Below are 19,943 nucleotides of genomic sequence, written 5' to 3'. Positions count from 1 at the left end.
AAGCGTTACTATACATTTACTTTACAGCGACCTTTAAGTCTACTCTCCTGTTTTGAGCTTTACATTCCGGTGTATCATTGGCAGGGCAAACGGGGAATTCAGGCCCATAACCTTCGGCTTCCATTACTTGTTTTTCTGCAGCACCGGCCTTTTTTAATTCGGCTGCTACCACTTTAGCCCTTTCAAGCGACACTTTTTTATTAATAGCAGCGTCGCCTGTATTATCGGTATAGCCACCCAGCTTAATTGCAGCATTGGGGAAATTTTTAAGAATAGCTGCAATATTTTTTACCTGCACTGCAGACGGTGCGGTAAGCACAGATTTACCTATTTCAAAATACACGCGATCCAGCACTACCCAGTTTGCAGATTTATTTACCGTATCAACACTAAAAGCAGCATCGCTCAGCATATTAAATAATTTGGCTTCTGTGCTGTTCTCTCCTACAGTTAAAGTAGTACCGTCCGAAAGCTTTATTTCTTTATCAGCACCTACATTGTAAATGTAATTACCGGTAGCTGTATCCAAAGTTCCTGTAACCGTTACAGGTGCCATTGTTGTGTCATCAGCCGGAGCTACAGCTACGGTATCGCTACCGGTTGCAGTTCCTTCTCCTTTATTACAGCCCTTACCCATCAGGTAATACAGTAAAAATGCCAACGCCGCCAATAATAATAAGGGCAATAACCACTTCATACCACCACCTGCTTTTTCTGCCTGTCCTTCAGCATAATTATACGCAGATGCTGCGGTAGTTTTTACGTCTTCCACTGTTTCCCTGGCTGCGCTACCTATTGCACCCAGGCCCAATGCAGACGCAATGGACCCTAATCCTGATGGCAAAGCGCTTAGTACATGGCTCTTTTGAGAAGATAAAAAGCCTGAAAATCCACTCGCTGTTAAATTATCATCCTGGGCCTTTTTACCCAGCAATGCCATAACCAGTGGAGTTATCATACTGATAAGCGAGCTGGAAGAAGACGATTTAATGCCCGCAAAGTTTGAAACAGTATCAATAATAGTGTTGGCCTGTCCGCCGAAAAGACTGTTAAACCAACCTGTACCTTTTGACAGCAGGTCTGCATTGCCAAATAAAGAGCTCAGGTTACCCAACAAGCCCGAGTTATTAGCCTCTTTAGCTGTGTCGAGCAACTGCTGTGCATGGGTTTCTGATTCGGTACCCTTAGCCACAACACCTCCCAGTATGGAAGGAATTAAACCGGAAACTGCTTTAGAAATGCCTCCTTCATTTTCGCCAAGGAAGGCACCGGCTTTGGAGATCAGATCCTGTGAAACATAGTTTTTTACAAGATCCACAATGTTGATTGACATGGTTTGATTTTTTAGTTGTTAAAATTGATTTTGAGCAGTACATTAAAGTTAATCAAAAAATGTACTTTCCAGGCTAAAAAACAAACACCGTTCCATTTGCAGAGAGGGAACGGTGTTTGTTAAAACAGAATTTTTGAAACCGGCTATACAGCGTTTTTTATACCACTATATTCACCATCTTGTTTTTTACGTAAATGATCTTTTTCGGGGTTTTACCTTCTACCCATTTTTGAATGACCTCATTGGCTAAAACCATTTCTTCTACATCTTTTTGTGCCGCGCTAAGCGAAATGATCATGGTGGTGCGCAGCTTACCATTTACCGAGATAGGATATTCTTTACTGGTTTCAACCAGGTATTTTTCCTGCAGCTCAGGATAAGAGGCATTTAGCACCAGGGTAGTGTTTCCCAAAGCGTGCCACAATTCCTCGGCTATATGCGGCGCATAAGGTGCTAACATAACAAGCAGCGGCTGCAACACTTCCTTTTTATGGCATTTCAGATCGGTGAGCTCATTAACCAGAATCATAAACCCGCTCACCCCGGTATTAAAGCTGAAGCGCTCGGTATCATCTTCGATTTTTTTAATCGCCCGGTGTAATACTTTCAGCTCTGCATCGGATGGTGCATCAGACGTCCAGATTGAAGTGGATGTACCATCAGCATTTTCTTTATAAAATAAGCGCCACAATTTTTTAAGAAAACGGTGCACCCCTTCAATACCTTTGGTATCCCAGGGCTTGCTCATCTCTACCGGGCCGAGGAACATTTCGTACATGCGGAAGGTATCGGCGCCATATTTAGCCACCAGGTCGTCGGGGTTTACAGTGTTAAACTTGGATTTAGACATTTTTTCTACCTCCGCACCACAGATGTACCTTCCATCTTCCAGAATAAATTCGGCATTGGCATATTCGCCGTTGCGCCATTGTTGGAAAGCTTCAATATCCAGCGCCATACCATCAACAAAGTTTACATCAACATGAATCTTATCTAAAACATTACCCTGGTAGGTGCCGTCGCTGCCGATTAAACCGTGAGATACGAACTGATTGGTTCCGTTGATACGATATACAAACCGCGAACTTCCCTGAATCATCCCCTGGTTTACCAGGCGTTTGAAAGGTTCATCAAAACCAATATGTCCTAAATCGCACAAAGCTTTGGTCCACATACGGCTGTACAGCAAATGGCCTACTGCATGTTCGGTACCTCCAATGTACAGGTCTACCTGGTTCCAGTAGTCGGTTGCCTTACGTCCGGCCAATTCCTGGTCGTTCTGCGGGTCCATATACCGTAAAAAATACCAGGAAGAGCCGGCGTAACCCGGCATTGTATTGGTTTCCAGGTTTTGAGCCGTCCATTCAGGAATATTAGCCAGCGGGCCTTCGCCCTCAGGGCCGGGGCTGTAGGTGTCTACATCGGGCAGGGTTAAAGGCAGCTCTGATTCGTTCATTGCATAAGCCACCCCATTTATCCATTTTATGGGAAAAGGCTCTCCCCAGTAACGCTGGCGGCTGAACGCAGCATCCCGCATTTTATAATTGGTCTTTCTTTTACCAATGCCCCGCTTTTCTATTTCGTTTATCACAATTTCCATTGCCTCGCGCATGGGCACCCCATCCAAAAAGCCTGAATTGCTCAGCACCGCATCTTTGGTAGGATTAGCATCCAGCCCGTTAAAATGCCCTCCAATGATATTAGTAACAGGAATATGGAACTGCTGTGCAAACCGGTAATCGCGTTCGTCGCCGCAAGGTACCGCCATAATAGCGCCGGTACCATATCCTGCCAAAACGTATTCGCTGATCCAGATAGGGATTTGCCTGCCATCAAAGGGATTAACCGCGTAAGCACCGGTAAAAGCACCGGTAATTCTTTTTTCAGACATGCGCTCCCTTTCACTGCGGCTGTTTACATAGTCTATATAATCGTCTACTTCTTTTTGCTGTGCTTCGGAAGTAATTTCTCTTACCAGCTCATGCTCCGGTGCAATTACCATAAAGTCCACCCCCATAATAGTATCAGGACGGGTAGTGTAAACCCTCAAATTAGGGCTGTGGTTAGCTATCTGGAATTCCATTTCCGCACCGCTCGATTTACCGATCCAGTTGGTTTGCATATCCTTCATCGCTTCGCTGAAATCAACCGTTTGCAGCCCCTGCAACAGGCGATCGGCATATTCAGTAATACGCAGGTACCATTGGCGCAGTTTCTTTTTCACCACGGGGTGACCGCCGCGCTCGCTTACTCCATTTACAACCTCATCATTGGCAAGTACGGTTCCTAATGCTTCGCACCAGTTTACCTCTCCGTAACCACAATAAGCCAGGCGGTATTCCATTAAAATATGCTGTCGCGTTGCCTCATCAAACGATTTCCAGTCAGATGCATTAAAGATCTGAAACTTGAAATTTGAAATCTGGAATTTTTCATTCGGAAACGGATGGTTCCTGTTGCCCTCGGTTTCAAATATTTTTATGAGGCTTTCGAGGGACTCTGCCTTTTGCGTTTTACGGTTGAACCAACTTTTGAATAATTGTAAAAAGATCCATTGTGTCCACTTATAATACTGAGGGTCACTGGTACGCACTTCACGGTTCCAGTCGTAGCAAAACCCAATATTATCTAACTGTTTGCGGAAGGTTTCAATATTTTTGGCGGTAGAAACAGCAGGATGTATGCCATGTTCAATTGCATATTGCTCTGCGGGCAGCCCAAACGCATCGTACCCCATAGGATGCAGCACATTAAACCCTTTCAGCCGTTTATAGCGGGCATAAATATCGCTGGCAATATAGCCTAACGGATGCCCTACATGCAAGCCAGCCCCGCTTGGATAAGGAAACATATCCAGCACATAATACTTGGGACTATCGCTGTTATTATCTACCTGGTAAGCACCGGTTTCTTTCCATTGCTGCTGCCATTTTTTTTCTATCGCATTAAAATTATACTCCATAAAGCCTGTCCAGGCCTTCCTGAGAGGAAAGCGTTTAAAATGCTGACCCTCCTGCGGCGAATTTACAGGCGGATTCCTGCACTGTAGTTAAATCCCGATAGCTATCGGGATGCGAACGCAATACCGGTGCCACGTATTCTTCTGCCAGGTTCAAAAAGATCAGCAATTGTTTTTTAAATGTTAATGATACTTTTTACGTGGCCGCAAATGTAAGCATTGTAGGCGTGAATACCCTAAATTTGCGGAGCTACCAGGCAAGCAAACCTGCCTGCCGGTAGGCAAGTTGTACAATTATGGCGGAAAAAACAAAAGCAGTAAAACGGGGCAAAGCTTCCTACTTTATGTCGATATTAGGCGTAACCCTAGTGCTTTTTTTACTGGGAGTGATCGGATGGCTGGTGATTAATACCCGTACGCTGGGTCAGCATTTTAAAGAAGAAGTGGAAGTAAATGTGTACCTGCGCGATCCCCTTACTGCGGCAGACAGTACTGCCCTGGTTCAATATATTGCAGCCAAGCCCTATATTAAAACGTATGTTTTTACGACCAAAGAGATGGCCAAGGCGAAATACCTGGCAGATGGGAACGAAAGCTGGGATGGTATTTTAACCGAGAACCCCTTACCTCAAAGCATTGATTTTAAGCTAAAATCAGAATATTTAAATATAGATACGCTTCAAAATATTAAAGCAGACCTTGATCAGCAGACCTATGTAACAGAGGTTAAATACCCAGAACTGCTGGTGGGCGGGCTGGACAGTAAAATAAAGATTGTAAACTGGGTATTGCTGGGAATTTCTCTTTTACTGCTATTGGCCGCTATCGGGCTTATTGATAATACTATTCGCCTGGCCATGTTCAGTAACCGGTTTATTATCAAAACCATGCAAATGGTAGGCGCCACCCGGGGATTTATAGCCCGGCCACTGGGAATAAGAGCTATTATAAACGGCGCGATCAGCGGCGCTATTGCCATTATTGGCGTGTTACTTATTATTCGCGCAGCCAGGAAAATGTTACCGGAGCTGGCTGCAATACAGGACAATTCCCAACTGGCGCTACTTTTTGCCGGTATGATGGCGCTGGGCATTTTGATCACCCTGATAAGCACGCATACCAGCGTATTGAAATATCTGAAAAAGAAGCTGGATGATCTATATTAACGTGTGTTTTAAAAAAACAATACTAATATTGCACTTTAAAAAATAGTCAGAAATGTCAAAAAATCCTGTTACGGTATCCGGCAACAACGGTCCGGCCTTATTTAGCAAAAGCAATTATATCTGGATGCTGGCCGGAGTTATTGTAATTGCCCTGGGCATGTTATTAATGGCCGGTGGCAGAAGCGAAGATCCCAACGTGTTTAATGCTGATGAAGTATACAGCACTACCCGTATAACAGTAGCGCCCATATTAATTTTTATAGGCCTGGCTATTGAAGGTTTTGCTATTTTCAAGAAATCGAAATAAGATTTTTTTAAGGATATTTACAGGCGATGCAGCAGTATCGCCTTTTTTTGTAAAATTTGGTGTATGAGTATTATAGAAGCTGTTATTATTGCCATTGTTGAAGGTATAACCGAGTACCTGCCCGTTTCATCTACCGGCCACATGATCATTGCCAGCTCATTTATGGGTATAGAAAAGGAAGAGTTCACCAAGCTTTTCGAGGTAGCCATTCAACTGGGGGCTATAATGGCGGTAGTGGTTTTATACTGGAAAAAGTTTTTTGACTTCAGCCGCTGGCAATTTTATGTAAAGCTTATTATTGGCGTAATTCCGGCCCTTTTACTGGGTTATTTATTTTCTGATAAAATAGACGACCTGCTGGAAAGCCCCACAACAGTAGCGGTATCGCTGCTGGCAGGAGGAGTGGTTTTATTATTTATAGATAAAGCATTTAATAACCCCACGATACATTCGGAGAAAGAAATCACCTACGGTAAATCTTTTTTAACCGGTTTGTGGCAGTGCATCGCCATGATACCAGGGGTTAGCCGCAGCGCTGCTTCGATTATAGGAGGTATGCAGCAGGGATTAACGAGGAGCGCTGCCGCAGAATTTTCCTTTTTCCTGGCTGTGCCCACTATGGCCGCGGCCACACTATACTCGCTTTTCTTAAAAAAATGGGATGTTGGCGGTATCGAACAGAAAGGTTATGAGCTGATTGTACAATCGCATGAAAATACCATCGCATTTATTGTAGGCAACATAGTGGCTTTTGTGGTAGCAGTTATTGCCATTAAATTTTTTATTAATTATTTAAAGAAATACGGGTTTAAGATCTTTGGCTGGTACAGGATCATTGTAGGAATTATATTGCTGGCGCTTATTTATAAAGGAGTAATCGGGTAAGGGATAATCAGTAGTTTTACTTCAAACAGGAAATTGATCTAGTAAGGGGCTTTTAGACGAGCTATCCCCTTTGAAGTTAACGGTAAGTTGTCAGTTATGAAGCTGAGCACTTAAACATAAATAATCAAATTTGAAATGAAGGCACTTATAAATCTCATGAGCCCGGAATGCGATAATTTTCTGTTAACACAATAACACATTGCAGTGTTTCTTATTTTTATTAAATGATAAAAAAAACCACCCCAACTGCTTCAAAAAAAGTTATTAACGGCTGGGCGATGTACGACTGGGCCAACAGCGTTTATAATCTTGTTATTACTACCACCTTTTTCCCTATTTATTTTTTAGCCGTTACCAATAATAACCAAGATCATAAAGTAACTTTCCTGGGCCGAGAATTTATAAACTCTTCTTTGTACGATTATATACTGGCAGCCGCATACCTGATAATCGCTGTTCTTTATCCTATCCTCACTTCCATTGCAGATACCCGCGGCAACAAGAAAAATTTCATGCGCTTTTTCTGTTATATGGGTGCCGCAGGATGCAGTGCTTTATTCTTCTTTAAAGCCGATACATTAGGTTTGGGAGTGTTTGCCTTTATGCTGGCTGCTATGGGATATGTGGGCAGCCTTGTATTTTATAATGCTTACCTGCCTGAAATAGCGGCGCCTGAAGACAGGGACAGGATCAGCGCCCGAGGTTATGCCTTCGGGTATATCGGCAGCGTTTTGATGCAGATCATAGGGTTTATACTGGTAATAACTATGACGAACCAGGGCCTGGCCACCCGTATCACTTTTCTTTTGGTAGGCATATGGTGGTTCTCTTTTGCTCAAATTACTTTTTCGCGCCTGCCGTCCTCTTTTTCAAAGCAGGAAAAAAAGAACCATGTGATCAGGGATAGCTTTAATGAGATGAAGAAAGTATATTACCAGGTAAAAGAAATGCCCGTACTGAAACGCTTTTTACGGGGATTTTTCTTTTACAGCATGGGTGTACAAACCATTATGCTCGCAGCCACCATATTTGGAAGCAAATTATTAAAGCTTCCCGATACGAACCTCATAGTAACAGTTGTCATGATCCAGTTGGTAGCGATACTGGGTGCATGGAGTATGTCGAGGCTTTCGGCGCGTTTTGGTAACCTTAAAGTATTGCTTGGTGTTATCATTTTCTGGATCATCATTTGCCTGCTGGCTTACTATACTGCAGTGGTTGCAGAAGGGGGAGTTAATGCTGAGTTTTTGTTTTATGGATTGGCAGTGCTGGTGGGGCTGGTGATGGGAGGCATCCAATCGCTCAGCCGCTCTACCTATGCCAAGCTAATGCCACCCACAAAAGATACGGCCTCTTTCTTCAGTTATTACGATCTTACGGAAAAATTCGCTATTGTAATTGGCATCTTCACTTTTGGCCGTATTGAGGAAGTAACAGGCACTATGAAGCATTCCGTATTATCCCTGATCGTGTTTTTTACGATTGGTTTTTTCTGGCTGTATGCAGCATTGGTAAAACAGAAGAAGGCGTTATAAATGCTTTTTTAGTAATTTTAACTATGGAAACAATTATTGTAAAACCTAAAAACAGGGAGGAGTTGGAGTTGGTAAGCACTCTTATGAGGCGCATGAAAATTACGGCTTCGGTACAGAAACCAAAAGCAAAAAAGCTTACAAAAGCTGAAAAAGATTTTTTAGACAGCCTGCCCAAAAAGCTACAGGAAGTGCAGGATCATTTGGATGGGAAAATAAAGTTGAAGTCCTGGGACGAAGTTTATAAAGAACTATAACATTTTTAAAATGCCTTTTGAAATAATACCGGCTCCGTCTTTCCTGAAAGAGTTGAAGGCTATCGCGAAAAAATACCCTTCTATAAAAGACGATGTCAATCAGTTATCACAAAAGCTTAAAAAAGACCCGCAAACAGGTACCCCCATCGGTAAAGACTGTTATAAAATAAGGTTAGCCATTACATCAAAAGGTAAAGGCAAAAGCGGCAGCGCACGGGTAATTACCTGCGTAAAAATAATTCGCCGCACGGTGTACCTGTTAGGCATTTACGATAAAGCCGATATTGAAAATATTTCTGATGCGGAACTCCGTAACAGGATCAACGAAATCTCTTAAAACAGAGAAACCCCACCCTTTTAAAACATTGAACTTTAAACTTTGAACTTATATTCTGTTAATCACGGCCATTTTAAGTTAGACGGGGGCGCCATGTTTGGTGTGGTGCCTAAAAGCATCTGGAATGAGCTGAACCCTTCCGATGAAAACAATATGTGCAGCTGGGCGCTTCGTTCCCTGCTGATAGAAGATCAGGGACGGCTGATCCTTGTTGACACCGGTATGGGCAATAAGCAAAGTGAAAAGTTTTTTGGCTATTATTATCTGCATGGCGATGATACATTGGATAAAAGCCTTGCTACGCAAGGCTTTCACCGCGATGATATTACTGATGTGTTCCTTACCCATTTACATTTCGATCATTGCGGCGGCGCCATAAAACGGGAAGGAGAAAAACTAGTTCCGGCCTTTAAAAATGCAATTTACTGGAGCAACGAAGATCACTGGAAATGGGCTACTGAGCCCAACCCGAGGGAAAAAGCCTCTTTTTTAAAAGAAAATATCCTGCCCCTACAGGAAAGCGGGCAGCTGCATTTTATTACGAACAGGAACCTGCAGGAGGGCTATTTAGACATCGCTTCTTTTGCTGCAAATATGCAGATACGTTTTGCAGACGGGCATACAGATGCCATGATGCTGCCCCAGCTTTATTATAAAGGTAAAACCATTGTGTACATGGCCGATCTGCTGCCGTCTGCCGGGCACTTACCACTTCCTTATGTGATGGCCTATGATACACGACCTTTGATTACGATGACGGAAAAAGAAATTTTTTTAAAAGAAGCAGCAGGTAATGAGTATATCCTGTTTTTTGAGCATGACCCGGTAAATGAATGTTGCACCCTTAAGCAAACAGAAAGAGGTATACGGCCTGATAAAATATTGAAGCTGGCAGAAATATAAAAGCCGTTTCGCAGCGAAACGGCTTTTATGCTAATCCTTAAAATAGATTATTTTACAGTAAAACTCACTTTATTATCGCCCCAAAGCAGGGTAACCACGCCATCTTTGCCTGCTGAGATATTCAACATTTCAGAGAAGGCTGGCGCTTTAACTGATTTTACTGTTATACGCAACACATCATCGGCTTCCTTATATTTAAACGCGCCGAACTGGTCCCATGTTTTGTTAAAAATCACTGTCCAGTAATCGCCGTCCACTAAGGTGAACAAAGCATATTTCCCGGCGGGCAACGCTTTACCATCTATGGTCACATCTTTACTCACTTCAAAAACGGTAGCTTTATTAGCCCCGGTACGCCATACCTGTCCCGGTAATGGCTCCAGGTCTTTCCCTATTGTCCTGCCTTTTACTGAAGGCTGGCTGTAATTGATCGTAATAACAGTTCCATTGCTCAATTCTGCCTTCGTGGTTGCAGGCGGGCTTTTAGGAGCTGGCTTGTCCTGCGCATTTACAAGAATAATAGCCATCAAACTTAATGTTAACAGTAAAAATTTCTTCATTACAGATATTTTATTAATAATTTAATTACAGTTTGCAAATAACCTGCCAATAACAAACGGGAAAACACCACTTTTTAGTATATGTTTTCTAAAATTATTTACTTAGTAGCGGTTATGCTAAAGCTGATATTTACTTCGGGCCTGATGAACTTATCGCCTAAAGACTGATCATTGCCATACACAAGTCCCCAGTCTGTACGGTTGATATTGAAATTAGCCCTGGCTGTAACAGTGGAAGGTGTTACACTGATAGCGGCGGGGAAAGAAACGTTTTTGGTTACTCCTTTTAAAGTAAGGTTCCCTTTAACCGTATTGGTAGCCCCGTTTAAAATAATTTTGTTAGTACTGTCTGGCATGTATTCTTCCACCGCTGTAATTTCAAAGGCTGCAGTAGGGTGATTGGCAGCATCCAAAAAATCGGAAGATAACAGATGCCCTCTCAGTTTAGCAGCTCCTGAAGTATCTTTATCTATGATTTTCAGACTATTGATATCAAAAATCAATTTACCGCCGGTAACAATAGCATCATTTTTCACAAAAATTTCTCCTTCTGTTACATTAAAGGTGCCATGATGTTCCCCCACCGGCTTGGTTCCAATAAACTGCGCTACCTGGTTAGTATCTACTTTATAAGAAGCTCCTTCTGCCAGCGCTACCTGTTGCTGCTCTTCGGTAGTAGCTTTATCTGCTTCAGGTGCAGAATTGCATGATACGAAAATCACAGATGCTGTCAATAATAATGATAATATTCTCTTCATAAATTGTTTTTAAGTAGTTTTTAGATGTAGGTTAGAACAACACTTTCAAAAAAAAGTTCAAAAAAATGTTGACAAAATCCAAGCCGGAATAAACGGTATACGGCAACTTGCTACCTTTGCCAGGCTAAAAACTATACCTTATGATGAAAAAAACGATTGCTATACCGGAACTGCTTCTAACAGTCTTTTGTATGCTGGAACTGCTAACCACAGCCAGGGCTCAAAACAAGGTGTACACGTATTATCTCAACGAAAGCATGGACATTGTTCCTAAGAAAGACGCTGCAATTATTGGCCAGGGGACAAAACATGATTCAGTTTTTGTAATGCGGTTTTATATGGCAAAAGAGAACCGGCTGTTTTTAATTGAAACCTTTAAAGACAGTACTGTAAGCGTTTTACACGGCCGCCATATAGCATATCATACCAACAAGAAAAAGGCAGAAAGCTCCATCTATCAAAATAATATGCTGCATGGGGCATCGGTAAAATGGGACAGCCTTGGCCGGCTGACCGATTCGGCCATGTACTACGAGGATATGCCCACCTACCTCGTAAAATATATGTACAACCCCGATGGCAGCAGGCGCACCGTATATGAGTTCGGTAACACGCCGCCCGAAAAACAGCCCGATGAAAAATCTACATTGATCACTACCAATGGTGAGGTGCTCGGCTATGAACTGTGGAAAAATCTTTTATACACCAACAGGTATGCGCTGAGGCAGGAAAAAACCAGCCCTGACAAATATCTTATTTACAGATTTAGCGATGAATACTTTGATAAAATGGTTGCCCAGGCCCCCAAGCCTGGGGAAAGCAAATTCTTCAAAACAGGCCAGGATTTCAACATTAATGAAACAGATATCAATGGCAACAGGTTCAGATCAAAGGATTTGAAAGGAAGCATACTTGTTATCAATTACTGGTTTATCAACTGTCCGCCATGCAGAGCCGAAATGCCGGAGCTAAACGAACTGGTAAAAGACTATAAAGATGCAGCAAATGTAAAGTTTATAGGTATAGCATTGGATGATAAACCTTCATTAAAAGAGTTTTTAAAGAAAAGGCCTTTCGATTACCAGATTGTGGCAGATGGAAGGCCTGCTGCTGAAAAATACGGCATCCATTTATTTCCCACACATGTAATAGTGGGAGGCGATGGAAAAGTATACTTTCACACCGTAAGCTCGCCCAGGCAGCTTTTTTACTGGATGCGAAAAACCATTAACGAATTGCGGGAAAAAGAACGACTGCATCCAGGCTCCTAAACCATTACTTACTGTTCTCTTGGTACAATCATTATTCACTATTTTTAAACCTGATTAAGTGACTTATGTTCTATAAAAAACATATTGCACCGGTTTTGGCGGTATTATTTTTCCTGATATCGAAAGATAATTTTTCTCAGTCAATTCTTGATTATCGTGAACTGGCCAACAGCAACATCCGAACATTCAGAGAAAAGGGAATACAGTCTTTAACGCTCCTGAAAGCCAATTGTCCCATCAAAACCGTCAAATACAACCCGTCAAAGAATGCACTTATAATTTTGAACCGGGAACAGGATACATTATACACTATGTATTACAATTCGTGTGACTCCCTGTACAAAATCAGCGAAGGCAACCGTTTTTTTTATATAAAATATCTATCGCTTACAGATTCTATCCCTTTTAAAGAAATAAAATTTACAGGAGATATAACTGATACATTGAAACGAATCTCTTTCCCTTACCCCGAAAGACCCGGCATCAAACAGAAAGAGTATTACATTTTTTCAAAAACTTCAAAAGATACTTTAGATCAGCTTTTAACCACAACAGTACTGAACAAAAAGGATACCCAATGGAGCTATCAGTTTACCAAAAGGCAGGGGTATACAGATAAAAAATATTTTAACGGTATAACTGTTTCTCAAAGAATGAACAGCAATACCACTTTATACGATTCAATAGTGCCTATATCCCGTACCGGAAGAATCCAATATCAATACCGGTTTGTTTCGGATTCTGTTTTTACAAGCATTATTAAAGATACTACCTATGAGAGCCTGACCGTTTCCGGGAAAAAGATTTATGAAAAAACATTAACAGGTAACCGTATTTTAGACGAAGTGTATTTTTTGAACAACACTGATATCTTAAAAAAGGTATCGAATATCTATTATCCCACATCAGAAGGAAAGCCCGTTTTATGGCAAAAAATTGAAACAGATATTGTTGCAAATCGAACTAAAAAAACATACCCTAATCGAAAAGATTATAAACTGGCAAAGGGAATTCTAAAGAGAAAAAAAAATCGACCTATGAATCTTCTGTATTGCGGTGGGGCTCAAATAATAGCTACTTATACCCACGAAAATTTTTGGCTATCCTCTTCATCAATTTTATTCCCGGACAATACACGCTTTTTTGATGAGGTAAAGATGATAATCCTTTCAGACTACTATAAGCAACTCCCGCAGGATGAAATAGATATCCAAAACTGGAACTTTGTGTATAGCCGCGATAGCACCTCAACATATAATCAGGGAATAGATGTTCCGGGTAAAAGGCTGTCATTTTCCCCGCTTACTTATAGCAAAAGTTTGCGCTCCGGTAATTTATCGGTAGAAATAGAAACAAGCAAAGGGATTTTTTACCAGCCATTAAATTATAGTGATATAGAATACGAGCCTATCCCGTTTTCGCTTATCTATTTTACTATAAATAGCACAAAGAGATAATAAGCTGCAATTAAACCTGTTCCATTTCCTCTTTCACAAACTCCATCAGCCCTTTAATATGTGCCGGGGAAAGATCGAATTTCAGGCCGGCTGCCTCAAACAATTGCGGTAAGCTGCGCGTGCCACCCAGGCTTAATGCGTTTGTATAGTTGGTTAACGCCTGCTCTTTATTTTGCTGGAACTGCTGCCAGAGGCCTATGGCACCCAGCTGGGCAATCCCATATTCAATATAATAAAAAGGTACTTCAAACAAATGCAGCTGCCGTTGCCAGCTATAGTTACGGTATGCTTCAAGCCCGCTTACATCAAGCGTTGGTGGTGTAAACTCGTTCAAGATACGGTTCCAGTTCAGCAACCGCTCCTCATGCGTATGCGCCGGATTTTCATATACCCATTGCTGAAATTGATCAATGGTGGCTATCCACGGGAAAACAGTGATCACACGTTCCAGCTGAAGCGCTTTGGCAAGCTTTAATTCTTCTTCATTCTCAAAAAATACGCTCCATTCATTCATGCTGAAAAGCTCCATGCTCATGCTGGCTACTTCTGCAAATTCTGTGGGGTAATCTTTAAAGCCTGTGAGCTTTAACGGGTGCGACAGGAAAGAATGTATGGCGTGGCCCCCCTCGTGCACCATGGTTATTACATCATTCAGCGTACCGGCTGCGTTCATAAAGATGAAGGGGGCACCGGTTTCTGCCAGCGGACAATTATAGCCACCGGGAGCTTTGCCTTTGCGGCTTTCCAGGTCGAATCTTTTTAGCTCATCCATTTTTTGCAGGCAACTGCCAAAAAAAGGGTTTAACCTGTTAAAGCAATCTGTTGTTTTCTGCAGTAGCTCGATGCCTGTTTTAAATGGCTTCAGCGGCACTGTACCGGCGGGCTCTGCATCTACATCCCAGGGCCTGAAGCGATCCACTCCCAGCCTGGCTTTTTTCTTTTTATAGATGTCATCTACAATAGGCAGTATATATTGCTTCACCGCTTCATGAAACTGCAAGCAGTCTTCTTTGGTATAATCAAACCGGCCCAGCTCTGCAAACCTGTAATCGCGGTAATTATTAAAGCCTGCATTCAAGGCCACCTGGTGCCTTTTTTGCAGCAGGCTATCGAAAAGCGTATTCAGCGCGTCTTTATCCTGTAGCCTCCTGTCCCATATTTTCCTGTAAACCGTTTCCCTCAGATTCCTGTCAGGATCTTCTAAAAACCTGGCGGCCTGCTGCAATGTGTACTCTTTACCTTTTATTTCAACACTCATTTTTCCGTTTATCACACCAAACTGCTGCGCTTCAACAGCCAGCTCAGACTGCAGGGAAATATTTTTTTCCCTGAAAAGGTCAATATTCTTTTTTACATTTCTCAGGTAAATAAAGTAAGCCGGATCTTTCAGCTCTTTCGTAAAAGGGCAATCCACCAGCTTTCGGTTAAGCTGGTCAGCGTGTGCCTGTATATTGGGCTGAATTTCCAGCATGAAATAATTAAAGGATTCGGCCAGCTGCGGATTTTCCGTATCACAGGTCATTTTGATCTGCCGCCAGCAGGCATCTTCGCTGACTACTGCTTCCAGCTCGCTTACATCCTGCAGCCATTGTTCCAGTTGCTGAAGGGAACAGATATCCCTTTTGAGCAGATCCTTAAAAAAAGGTTCAAGTGTCGCCCAATCTGTAATTACAAAATCTGCAGGTAAAAAATGTCTCGGTACCGGTTTTATATCTGCGGTCATAGTTGCTATATTATAGTGCGAAGGTCAGGAAGTCCAAAAGTCCGTAAGTCAGGAGTTTTATGAAATATGGTCTTCCCTGCTTACAGACTTTCCAACTATCCGGCCTGTCATCAAATATTATTCAGCTTTTTTCTTGGCAGCTGCTTTCTTTTTAGCGGCGGCCTTTTTCGGTGTTTCGCCTTCCGTTACTGCTTCTGCAGCCCCGGCTGCCGCACGGGCAGGTTTTTCAGCGGCCTTTTTCTTTTTAGGCTTTTCTTCTGCCGGTACTTCTTCTTTTGACGCTTCGGCAACTTCTGCAGCAGCTTCCGTTGCTTCACCCGCCCCTTCTTCCGGCTGCTCTGCAGCCGGATCAGAAAGCTTCAGCTCTATATTGTTTTTCTTTAAGATATCGAACCATTTTACAATCTTCTTCATGTCGCTGTTGTAAACACGGTCAAAATCCATTTCAGGATAAACTTTTTGAAAATAAGCTTTTACTGCTTTATCATCTTTGGTATCCGGCAATTCAGCGCCGCCCTTATCCATAGCATTAAATATTTCCACCAGGTTCACATTTTCGCCGGTAGTATAAATTTCAATACTTTCCAAATGCGAAAACTGGTGAATACGGGTTGACGCAAATTTTGTCGATTTGTCCTGTAAAGAACGTATGATAGCACCGTCCTTTTTACTGCTTACCAATTCGTACAGGCCCGGTAAACCTGTAACCGCAACTAACTTATAGTATTCCATACAAAATTATTGAGTGGCGCAAGATAAATATTCTAAGCCATTTTATCAGTTAAATTTTGAATGTTTATGAGCAAGCGGTTGGTGCACGGTTGAAGGGTGGCCTGGTGCATAACCTGAACTACCGGCTTGACTTTTATCAATAACGGCCGAAGGATTCCGTTTTTTTGGGCGTCCAACAAAGCGAACAAGACATTTTTTATGAAATTAACCGGGTTATTATCGCTGTTTTTATTTTTTACTGTTGCCGGCCAGGCACAAACCATCAAAGGAACCTTAATGGATCCTGTAGAAGGAGTGGTAGTGAAAGATGCCACTGTGCAACTGTTAAGCCCTACAGACAGCGCTGCTATCCGCTCCACGGTTTCTGATGCATCGGGATCTTTTTTATTTACCAACGTTTCCCGCGGACACTATATACTAAAAGCTACTTCAATCGGTTTTGAAACGCTTCTTAGGTCTGTGGCATTAAATGACTCAACGCCTTCTCTTGATTTAGATGATGTGCATATACCTAAAAAAACCACAACCCTCGAAGGGGTTGTAATTGTGGCATCAGCCCCTGCAGTTTCTCAGAAAGGAGATACCACCCAGTTTGCCGCCAGCCAGTATAAGGTAAATCCCGATGCTACGGTGGAAGACCTGATCAAAAAAATGCCGGGCATCACTGTGGCCAAAGACGGAACAGTAACAGGGCAGGGTGAGCAGATTAAGAAGGTAACCGTTGATGGTAAAGATTTTTTCGGGGATGATGCTACTACCGCATTAAGAAACCTGCCGGCAGAAGTGGTTGATAAGATACAGTTATTTGACAGGCTGAGCGAGCAGGCGCAACTGACAGGATTTGATGACGGGAATGCAGTGAAAGCCATTAATATTGTTACCCGGGGCGGCGGCGGGATGCGCAACAGCCAGTTTGGGCGTATTTACGCAGGTTATGGTACCGATAACCGGTACCAGGCAGGAGGAAATACCAGCTTTTTTAATGGCGACAGGCGTATATCGCTGGTGGGCAATTTTAATAATATTAACCAGCAGAACTTTGGCCAGCAAGACCTCTTAGGCATTATGAGCGGCGGCCGGGGTCGCGGCTACGGCGGTGGCTATGGCGGCGGAAATATGTTCTTTGGCCAGCAGGATGGTATCAGCAGAACGAATGCTTTTGGTATCAATTATTCGGATAAGTGGAGTGAAAAGTTCAATGTTTCCGGAAGCTATTTCTTTAATAACAGCAAGAATGAAAATGAAACGGACCGGTTTTCTCCCACTGTGACAACCGATGACCGCATATTAAACCTGACCAACAATAGCAAATCCGCTTCAGTTAATAATGAGCACAGGTTTAACATGCGGTTTGAGTTTAAGCCCGACTCGAACAACACTATTATGTATATGCCTAACTGGAGCTTTCAGAATTACAACAGCGAGTCAAGCAACTATACATCGTCTGTTTATGCAGATGGCGACAGCTCGTATATAAGCAATGGGAACAGCAGGTCTGAACGAAGTGGCTACAATATAGGCAACAACCTGATGTACCGCCGTTCTTTAGGCAAACAGGGTAGAACTTTTTTTGCATTTTTAAGGGCGGATTTTAGCAAGAATGACGGGGAAAGCTACAATCTGACCAATATTGAAAAGTTTGAAGACATTCAATTGCCCGATGTGCGCAATCAATACAGAACGAACCCAACCCGCAGCTCCAATTTTTCTGCAAGATTAAATTATACAGAGCCGGTGGGCAAAGAGGGAATGATGGAGTTCAGTTATACCCCATCAGTAAGGATCACCAAACGCGACCAGGAAACCTTCGATTATGATGGCGCAGGATATAATTTGCCCAACCAGGCACAATCCAATGTGTTTGAAAATAAAATAACTACTCATAACGGCGGTATCAACTACCGGCTTGGAAGGGGCCGCGATAACCAGTTTTCTGCCGGTTTTGACCTGCAATACTCTAATTTATCCAGTGACAGGGTAAAGCCAATGCCGGCTACCATTGATCAGAATTTCTTTGCATTTTTACCTAACCTGAGATGGTCGAAAAAGCTTGGCCGCTATGGCAATATGCGTATATATTACCGTGCCGGGACAGATTTTCCTTCGATTGACCAATTGCAGGACGTAATAGACAGCTCTAATCAAACAAGCATATGGGTGGGTAATCCTAACCTGAAGCAGGCCTATACACACAGGGGAACGGCCAGGTATATTTACGCTAATACTAAAAACAATACCAGCTTTACGGCCAATGTCTCTTTCAATATAGCAGATAATTATATCACCACCGATGTGGTAAATGAAAAAGGAATTACCAATACCACCTACATCAACCTGAACGGCTACCAGTCATATTCTGGCTTGCTGGTGTATTCTTTCCCCATCAGGCCCATTAAATCTAATTTTAATATTACTACTAACTACAGCTACGGCAATACGCCCAGCAAATACAATGGAAAAATTGGTTTTGTAACACGTAATACGATGGGCGGTGGTGCTGTTTTAAGCAGCAATATCAGCGAATACATTGATTTTACACTTGGATATGATGTCAATTATACCAAAACAAGCAGTACCTTAAGAAATGCCAGCTCTGGCCAGAATTATCTTCAGCAAAGCCCCAGCGCTACCCTTAATCTTTTATCGCAGAGCGGGTGGTTTCTCAATACAAACATAGCTTACCAGAATTATAAGCTGGAAAATGCCGATGGCGTGGAATATACCTTATGGAATGCTGCTATCGGGAAAAAGTTTCTTTCCAAAAAGCAGGCAGAATTAAAGCTTTCGGTTTTTGATATATTGAAACAGAATAATAGTTTTAGCCAGACACTGAATAATTTCAACCTGATCCAGACCACTACCACAAAAGTATTGCAGCAATACTTTATGCTTACTTTCACATATAGCCTCAGAAGTTTTGGAAAGGCAAATCCTTCCCGGGAAAGTGAAGAAAGGCGTGACTGGCAGGGAGGCCCGCACCGGGGAGGCATGACGCCGGGAGGAGCACGACCCGGCGGTGGCCCAATGTTTTAACAGCCTTATGCTAACGGTTTAAAAAAATGTAGTAATATCGCTGCCAGAAATTTCATCAAACTATAGCTTTTGGTCAGCGAGGATATACTGGTAGAGCGTTTGAAGCAGGGAGATCAGGCTGCTTTTAAGCATATTGTAGACACATATCAGAATATGGTTTACAATACCTGCCTGAGTATCGTTAAAAGCGAAGAAGATGCAGAAGATCTGGCACAGGAAGTATTTGTACAGGTGTATCAGTCCATCAACTCCTTTAAGGGGGAATCTAAGTTTTCTACCTGGCTGTACCGTATCGCTACTACGAAATCGCTGGATCATGAACGTAAGAAAAAACGTAAAAAAAGATTTGGATTTGTAAAAAGTATCTTTGGTGAAGATGCGCAGGTTGAGGTTAACCCGCCTGATTTTAACCATCCCGGCGTGGTATTAGATAAGAAAGAGCAGGCGGCCATATTGTTTCAGGCCGTAGACAAACTGCCTGAAAATCAGCGCATAGCATTTCTTTTAAGTAAAGTGGAAGGACTTAGTTATCAGGAGATCAGTGAGATCATGCAAACAACCGTTTCGGCCATCGAATCTTTGTTGCACAGGTCAAAAAATAACTTAAGAAAAATACTGGAAGGGTAAGAAAGGTTATTAACAGGAAAAGTAAAAAAAAAACGTCAAAATAGTAAGATGTGCATAAGAAATCTCTTTATAAAAGGGTAGTGTGCCCAGGTAATCGTAAAAT

General features: G+C 42.4%; 17 protein-coding genes. 11 read left to right on the top strand and 6 right to left on the bottom strand.

All coding sequences use genetic code 11. The features are described from left to right. Positions 1–16: 16 nt before the first annotated feature. The gene (locus ACYVBM_RS12350) at positions 17–1,333 is read right to left on the bottom strand and encodes an OmpA family protein (RefSeq protein ID WP_460685970.1); all 1,317 of its coding nucleotides are present in this window, start codon (positions 1,331–1,333) and stop codon (positions 17–19) included. Positions 1,334–1,490: 157 nt separating this feature from the next. Beyond that, positions 1,491–4,295 (bottom strand): leucine--tRNA ligase, encoded by a 2,805-nt coding sequence (gene leuS / locus ACYVBM_RS12345; RefSeq protein WP_460685969.1) that lies wholly within the window; start codon positions 4,293–4,295, stop codon positions 1,491–1,493. Positions 4,296–4,588: 293 nt separating this feature from the next. On the opposite strand from leuS, the gene ACYVBM_RS12340 reads away from it, so the two are divergent. The 7 genes from ACYVBM_RS12340 to ACYVBM_RS12310 all read left to right on the top strand — a co-directional run bounded on the left by ACYVBM_RS12340 (position 4,589) and on the right by ACYVBM_RS12310 (position 9,679). Then, a complete protein-coding gene (locus ACYVBM_RS12340) occupies positions 4,589–5,458 on the top strand; it encodes a cell division protein FtsX (RefSeq protein ID WP_460685968.1) in 870 nt (289 codons plus the stop codon). Between the two features lie 52 nt (positions 5,459–5,510). Then, on the top strand, positions 5,511–5,765 hold the full coding sequence (locus ACYVBM_RS12335) for a DUF3098 domain-containing protein (protein WP_460685967.1): 255 nt from the start codon (positions 5,511–5,513) through the stop codon (positions 5,763–5,765). A gap of 63 nt (positions 5,766–5,828) precedes the next feature. Next, positions 5,829–6,650 (top strand): undecaprenyl-diphosphate phosphatase, encoded by an 822-nt coding sequence (locus tag ACYVBM_RS12330; RefSeq protein WP_460685966.1) that lies wholly within the window; start codon positions 5,829–5,831, stop codon positions 6,648–6,650. 224 nt (positions 6,651–6,874) lie between these two features. Continuing rightward, a complete protein-coding gene (locus tag ACYVBM_RS12325) occupies positions 6,875–8,185 on the top strand; it encodes an MFS transporter (RefSeq protein WP_460685965.1) in 1,311 nt (436 codons plus the stop codon). Between the two features lie 23 nt (positions 8,186–8,208). Beyond that, positions 8,209–8,439: a hypothetical protein gene (locus ACYVBM_RS12320; RefSeq protein WP_460685964.1), complete on the top strand. Its 231-nt coding sequence runs from the start codon at positions 8,209–8,211 to the stop codon at positions 8,437–8,439. Between the two features lie 10 nt (positions 8,440–8,449). Beyond that, entirely contained in the window at positions 8,450–8,776 is a 327-nt protein-coding gene (locus ACYVBM_RS12315; protein ID WP_460685963.1) for a type II toxin-antitoxin system RelE/ParE family toxin, read from the top strand. Positions 8,777–8,818: 42 nt separating this feature from the next. Next, the gene (locus ACYVBM_RS12310; protein ID WP_460685962.1) at positions 8,819–9,679 is read left to right on the top strand and encodes an MBL fold metallo-hydrolase; all 861 of its coding nucleotides are present in this window, start codon (positions 8,819–8,821) and stop codon (positions 9,677–9,679) included. A gap of 47 nt (positions 9,680–9,726) precedes the next feature. On the opposite strand, the gene ACYVBM_RS12305 is transcribed toward ACYVBM_RS12310, so the two are convergent. Together ACYVBM_RS12305 and ACYVBM_RS12300 are read right to left on the bottom strand one after the other, a co-directional pair. Continuing rightward, complete coding sequence (locus ACYVBM_RS12305; protein WP_460685961.1) at positions 9,727–10,239, bottom strand: DUF2911 domain-containing protein; 513 nt, start codon at positions 10,237–10,239, stop codon at positions 9,727–9,729. 98 nt (positions 10,240–10,337) lie between these two features. Continuing rightward, positions 10,338–10,997: a YceI family protein gene (locus ACYVBM_RS12300; protein WP_460685960.1), complete on the bottom strand. Its 660-nt coding sequence runs from the start codon at positions 10,995–10,997 to the stop codon at positions 10,338–10,340. 140 nt (positions 10,998–11,137) lie between these two features. On the opposite strand from ACYVBM_RS12300, the gene ACYVBM_RS12295 reads away from it, so the two are divergent. After that, positions 11,138–12,268, top strand: a complete 1,131-nt coding sequence (locus tag ACYVBM_RS12295; RefSeq protein WP_460685959.1) for a redoxin domain-containing protein — start codon at positions 11,138–11,140, stop codon at positions 12,266–12,268. Positions 12,269–12,333: 65 nt separating this feature from the next. Continuing rightward, positions 12,334–13,725, top strand: coding sequence for a hypothetical protein (locus ACYVBM_RS12290; RefSeq protein WP_460685958.1), 1,392 nt, complete (start codon positions 12,334–12,336; stop codon positions 13,723–13,725). Between the two features lie 10 nt (positions 13,726–13,735). Here ACYVBM_RS12290 and ACYVBM_RS12285 read toward each other — a convergent pair whose 3' ends face one another. Further along, on the bottom strand, positions 13,736–15,448 hold the full coding sequence (locus tag ACYVBM_RS12285) for a M3 family oligoendopeptidase (RefSeq protein ID WP_460685957.1): 1,713 nt from the start codon (positions 15,446–15,448) through the stop codon (positions 13,736–13,738). A gap of 117 nt (positions 15,449–15,565) precedes the next feature. After that, the gene (locus ACYVBM_RS12280) at positions 15,566–16,180 is read right to left on the bottom strand and encodes a DUF5606 family protein (RefSeq protein WP_460685956.1); all 615 of its coding nucleotides are present in this window, start codon (positions 16,178–16,180) and stop codon (positions 15,566–15,568) included. Positions 16,181–16,378: 198 nt separating this feature from the next. On the opposite strand from ACYVBM_RS12280, the gene ACYVBM_RS12275 reads away from it, so the two are divergent. Continuing rightward, positions 16,379–19,213, top strand: a complete 2,835-nt coding sequence (locus ACYVBM_RS12275) for an outer membrane beta-barrel protein (protein WP_460685955.1) — start codon at positions 16,379–16,381, stop codon at positions 19,211–19,213. A 69-nt stretch (positions 19,214–19,282) separates the two neighbouring features. Next, complete coding sequence (locus ACYVBM_RS12270) at positions 19,283–19,840, top strand: RNA polymerase sigma factor (RefSeq protein WP_460685954.1); 558 nt, start codon at positions 19,283–19,285, stop codon at positions 19,838–19,840. Positions 19,841–19,943: the final 103 nt, after the last annotated feature.

This window comes from Niabella aquatica (genome assembly GCF_054779315.1).
Note: the sequence above shows the minus strand (reverse complement) of the source record. Positions and strands in the feature narration are given on the sequence as shown.

Bases quoted from the DNA above. Each gene is read 5' to 3' on its own strand.
- leuS (WP_460685969.1), bottom strand. From the start codon at position 4,295: ATGGAGTATAATTTTAATGCGATAGAAAAAAAATGGCAGCAGCAATGG.
- ACYVBM_RS12320 (WP_460685964.1), top strand. From the start codon at position 8,209: ATGGAAACAATTATTGTAAAACCTAAAAACAGGGAGGAGTTGGAGTTG.
- ACYVBM_RS12335 (WP_460685967.1), top strand. From the start codon at position 5,511: ATGTCAAAAAATCCTGTTACGGTATCCGGCAACAACGGTCCGGCCTTA.
- ACYVBM_RS12315 (WP_460685963.1), top strand. From the start codon at position 8,450: ATGCCTTTTGAAATAATACCGGCTCCGTCTTTCCTGAAAGAGTTGAAG.
- ACYVBM_RS12325 (WP_460685965.1), top strand. From the start codon at position 6,875: ATGATAAAAAAAACCACCCCAACTGCTTCAAAAAAAGTTATTAACGGC.
- ACYVBM_RS12340 (WP_460685968.1), top strand. From the start codon at position 4,589: ATGGCGGAAAAAACAAAAGCAGTAAAACGGGGCAAAGCTTCCTACTTT.
- ACYVBM_RS12275 (WP_460685955.1), top strand. From the start codon at position 16,379: ATGAAATTAACCGGGTTATTATCGCTGTTTTTATTTTTTACTGTTGCC.
- ACYVBM_RS12290 (WP_460685958.1), top strand. From the start codon at position 12,334: ATGTTCTATAAAAAACATATTGCACCGGTTTTGGCGGTATTATTTTTC.
- ACYVBM_RS12350 (WP_460685970.1), bottom strand. From the start codon at position 1,333: ATGTCAATCAACATTGTGGATCTTGTAAAAAACTATGTTTCACAGGAT.
- ACYVBM_RS12280 (WP_460685956.1), bottom strand. From the start codon at position 16,180: ATGGAATACTATAAGTTAGTTGCGGTTACAGGTTTACCGGGCCTGTAC.
- ACYVBM_RS12285 (WP_460685957.1), bottom strand. From the start codon at position 15,448: ATGACCGCAGATATAAAACCGGTACCGAGACATTTTTTACCTGCAGAT.
- ACYVBM_RS12305 (WP_460685961.1), bottom strand. From the start codon at position 10,239: ATGAAGAAATTTTTACTGTTAACATTAAGTTTGATGGCTATTATTCTT.
- ACYVBM_RS12330 (WP_460685966.1), top strand. From the start codon at position 5,829: ATGAGTATTATAGAAGCTGTTATTATTGCCATTGTTGAAGGTATAACC.
- ACYVBM_RS12295 (WP_460685959.1), top strand. From the start codon at position 11,138: ATGATGAAAAAAACGATTGCTATACCGGAACTGCTTCTAACAGTCTTT.
- ACYVBM_RS12300 (WP_460685960.1), bottom strand. From the start codon at position 10,997: ATGAAGAGAATATTATCATTATTATTGACAGCATCTGTGATTTTCGTA.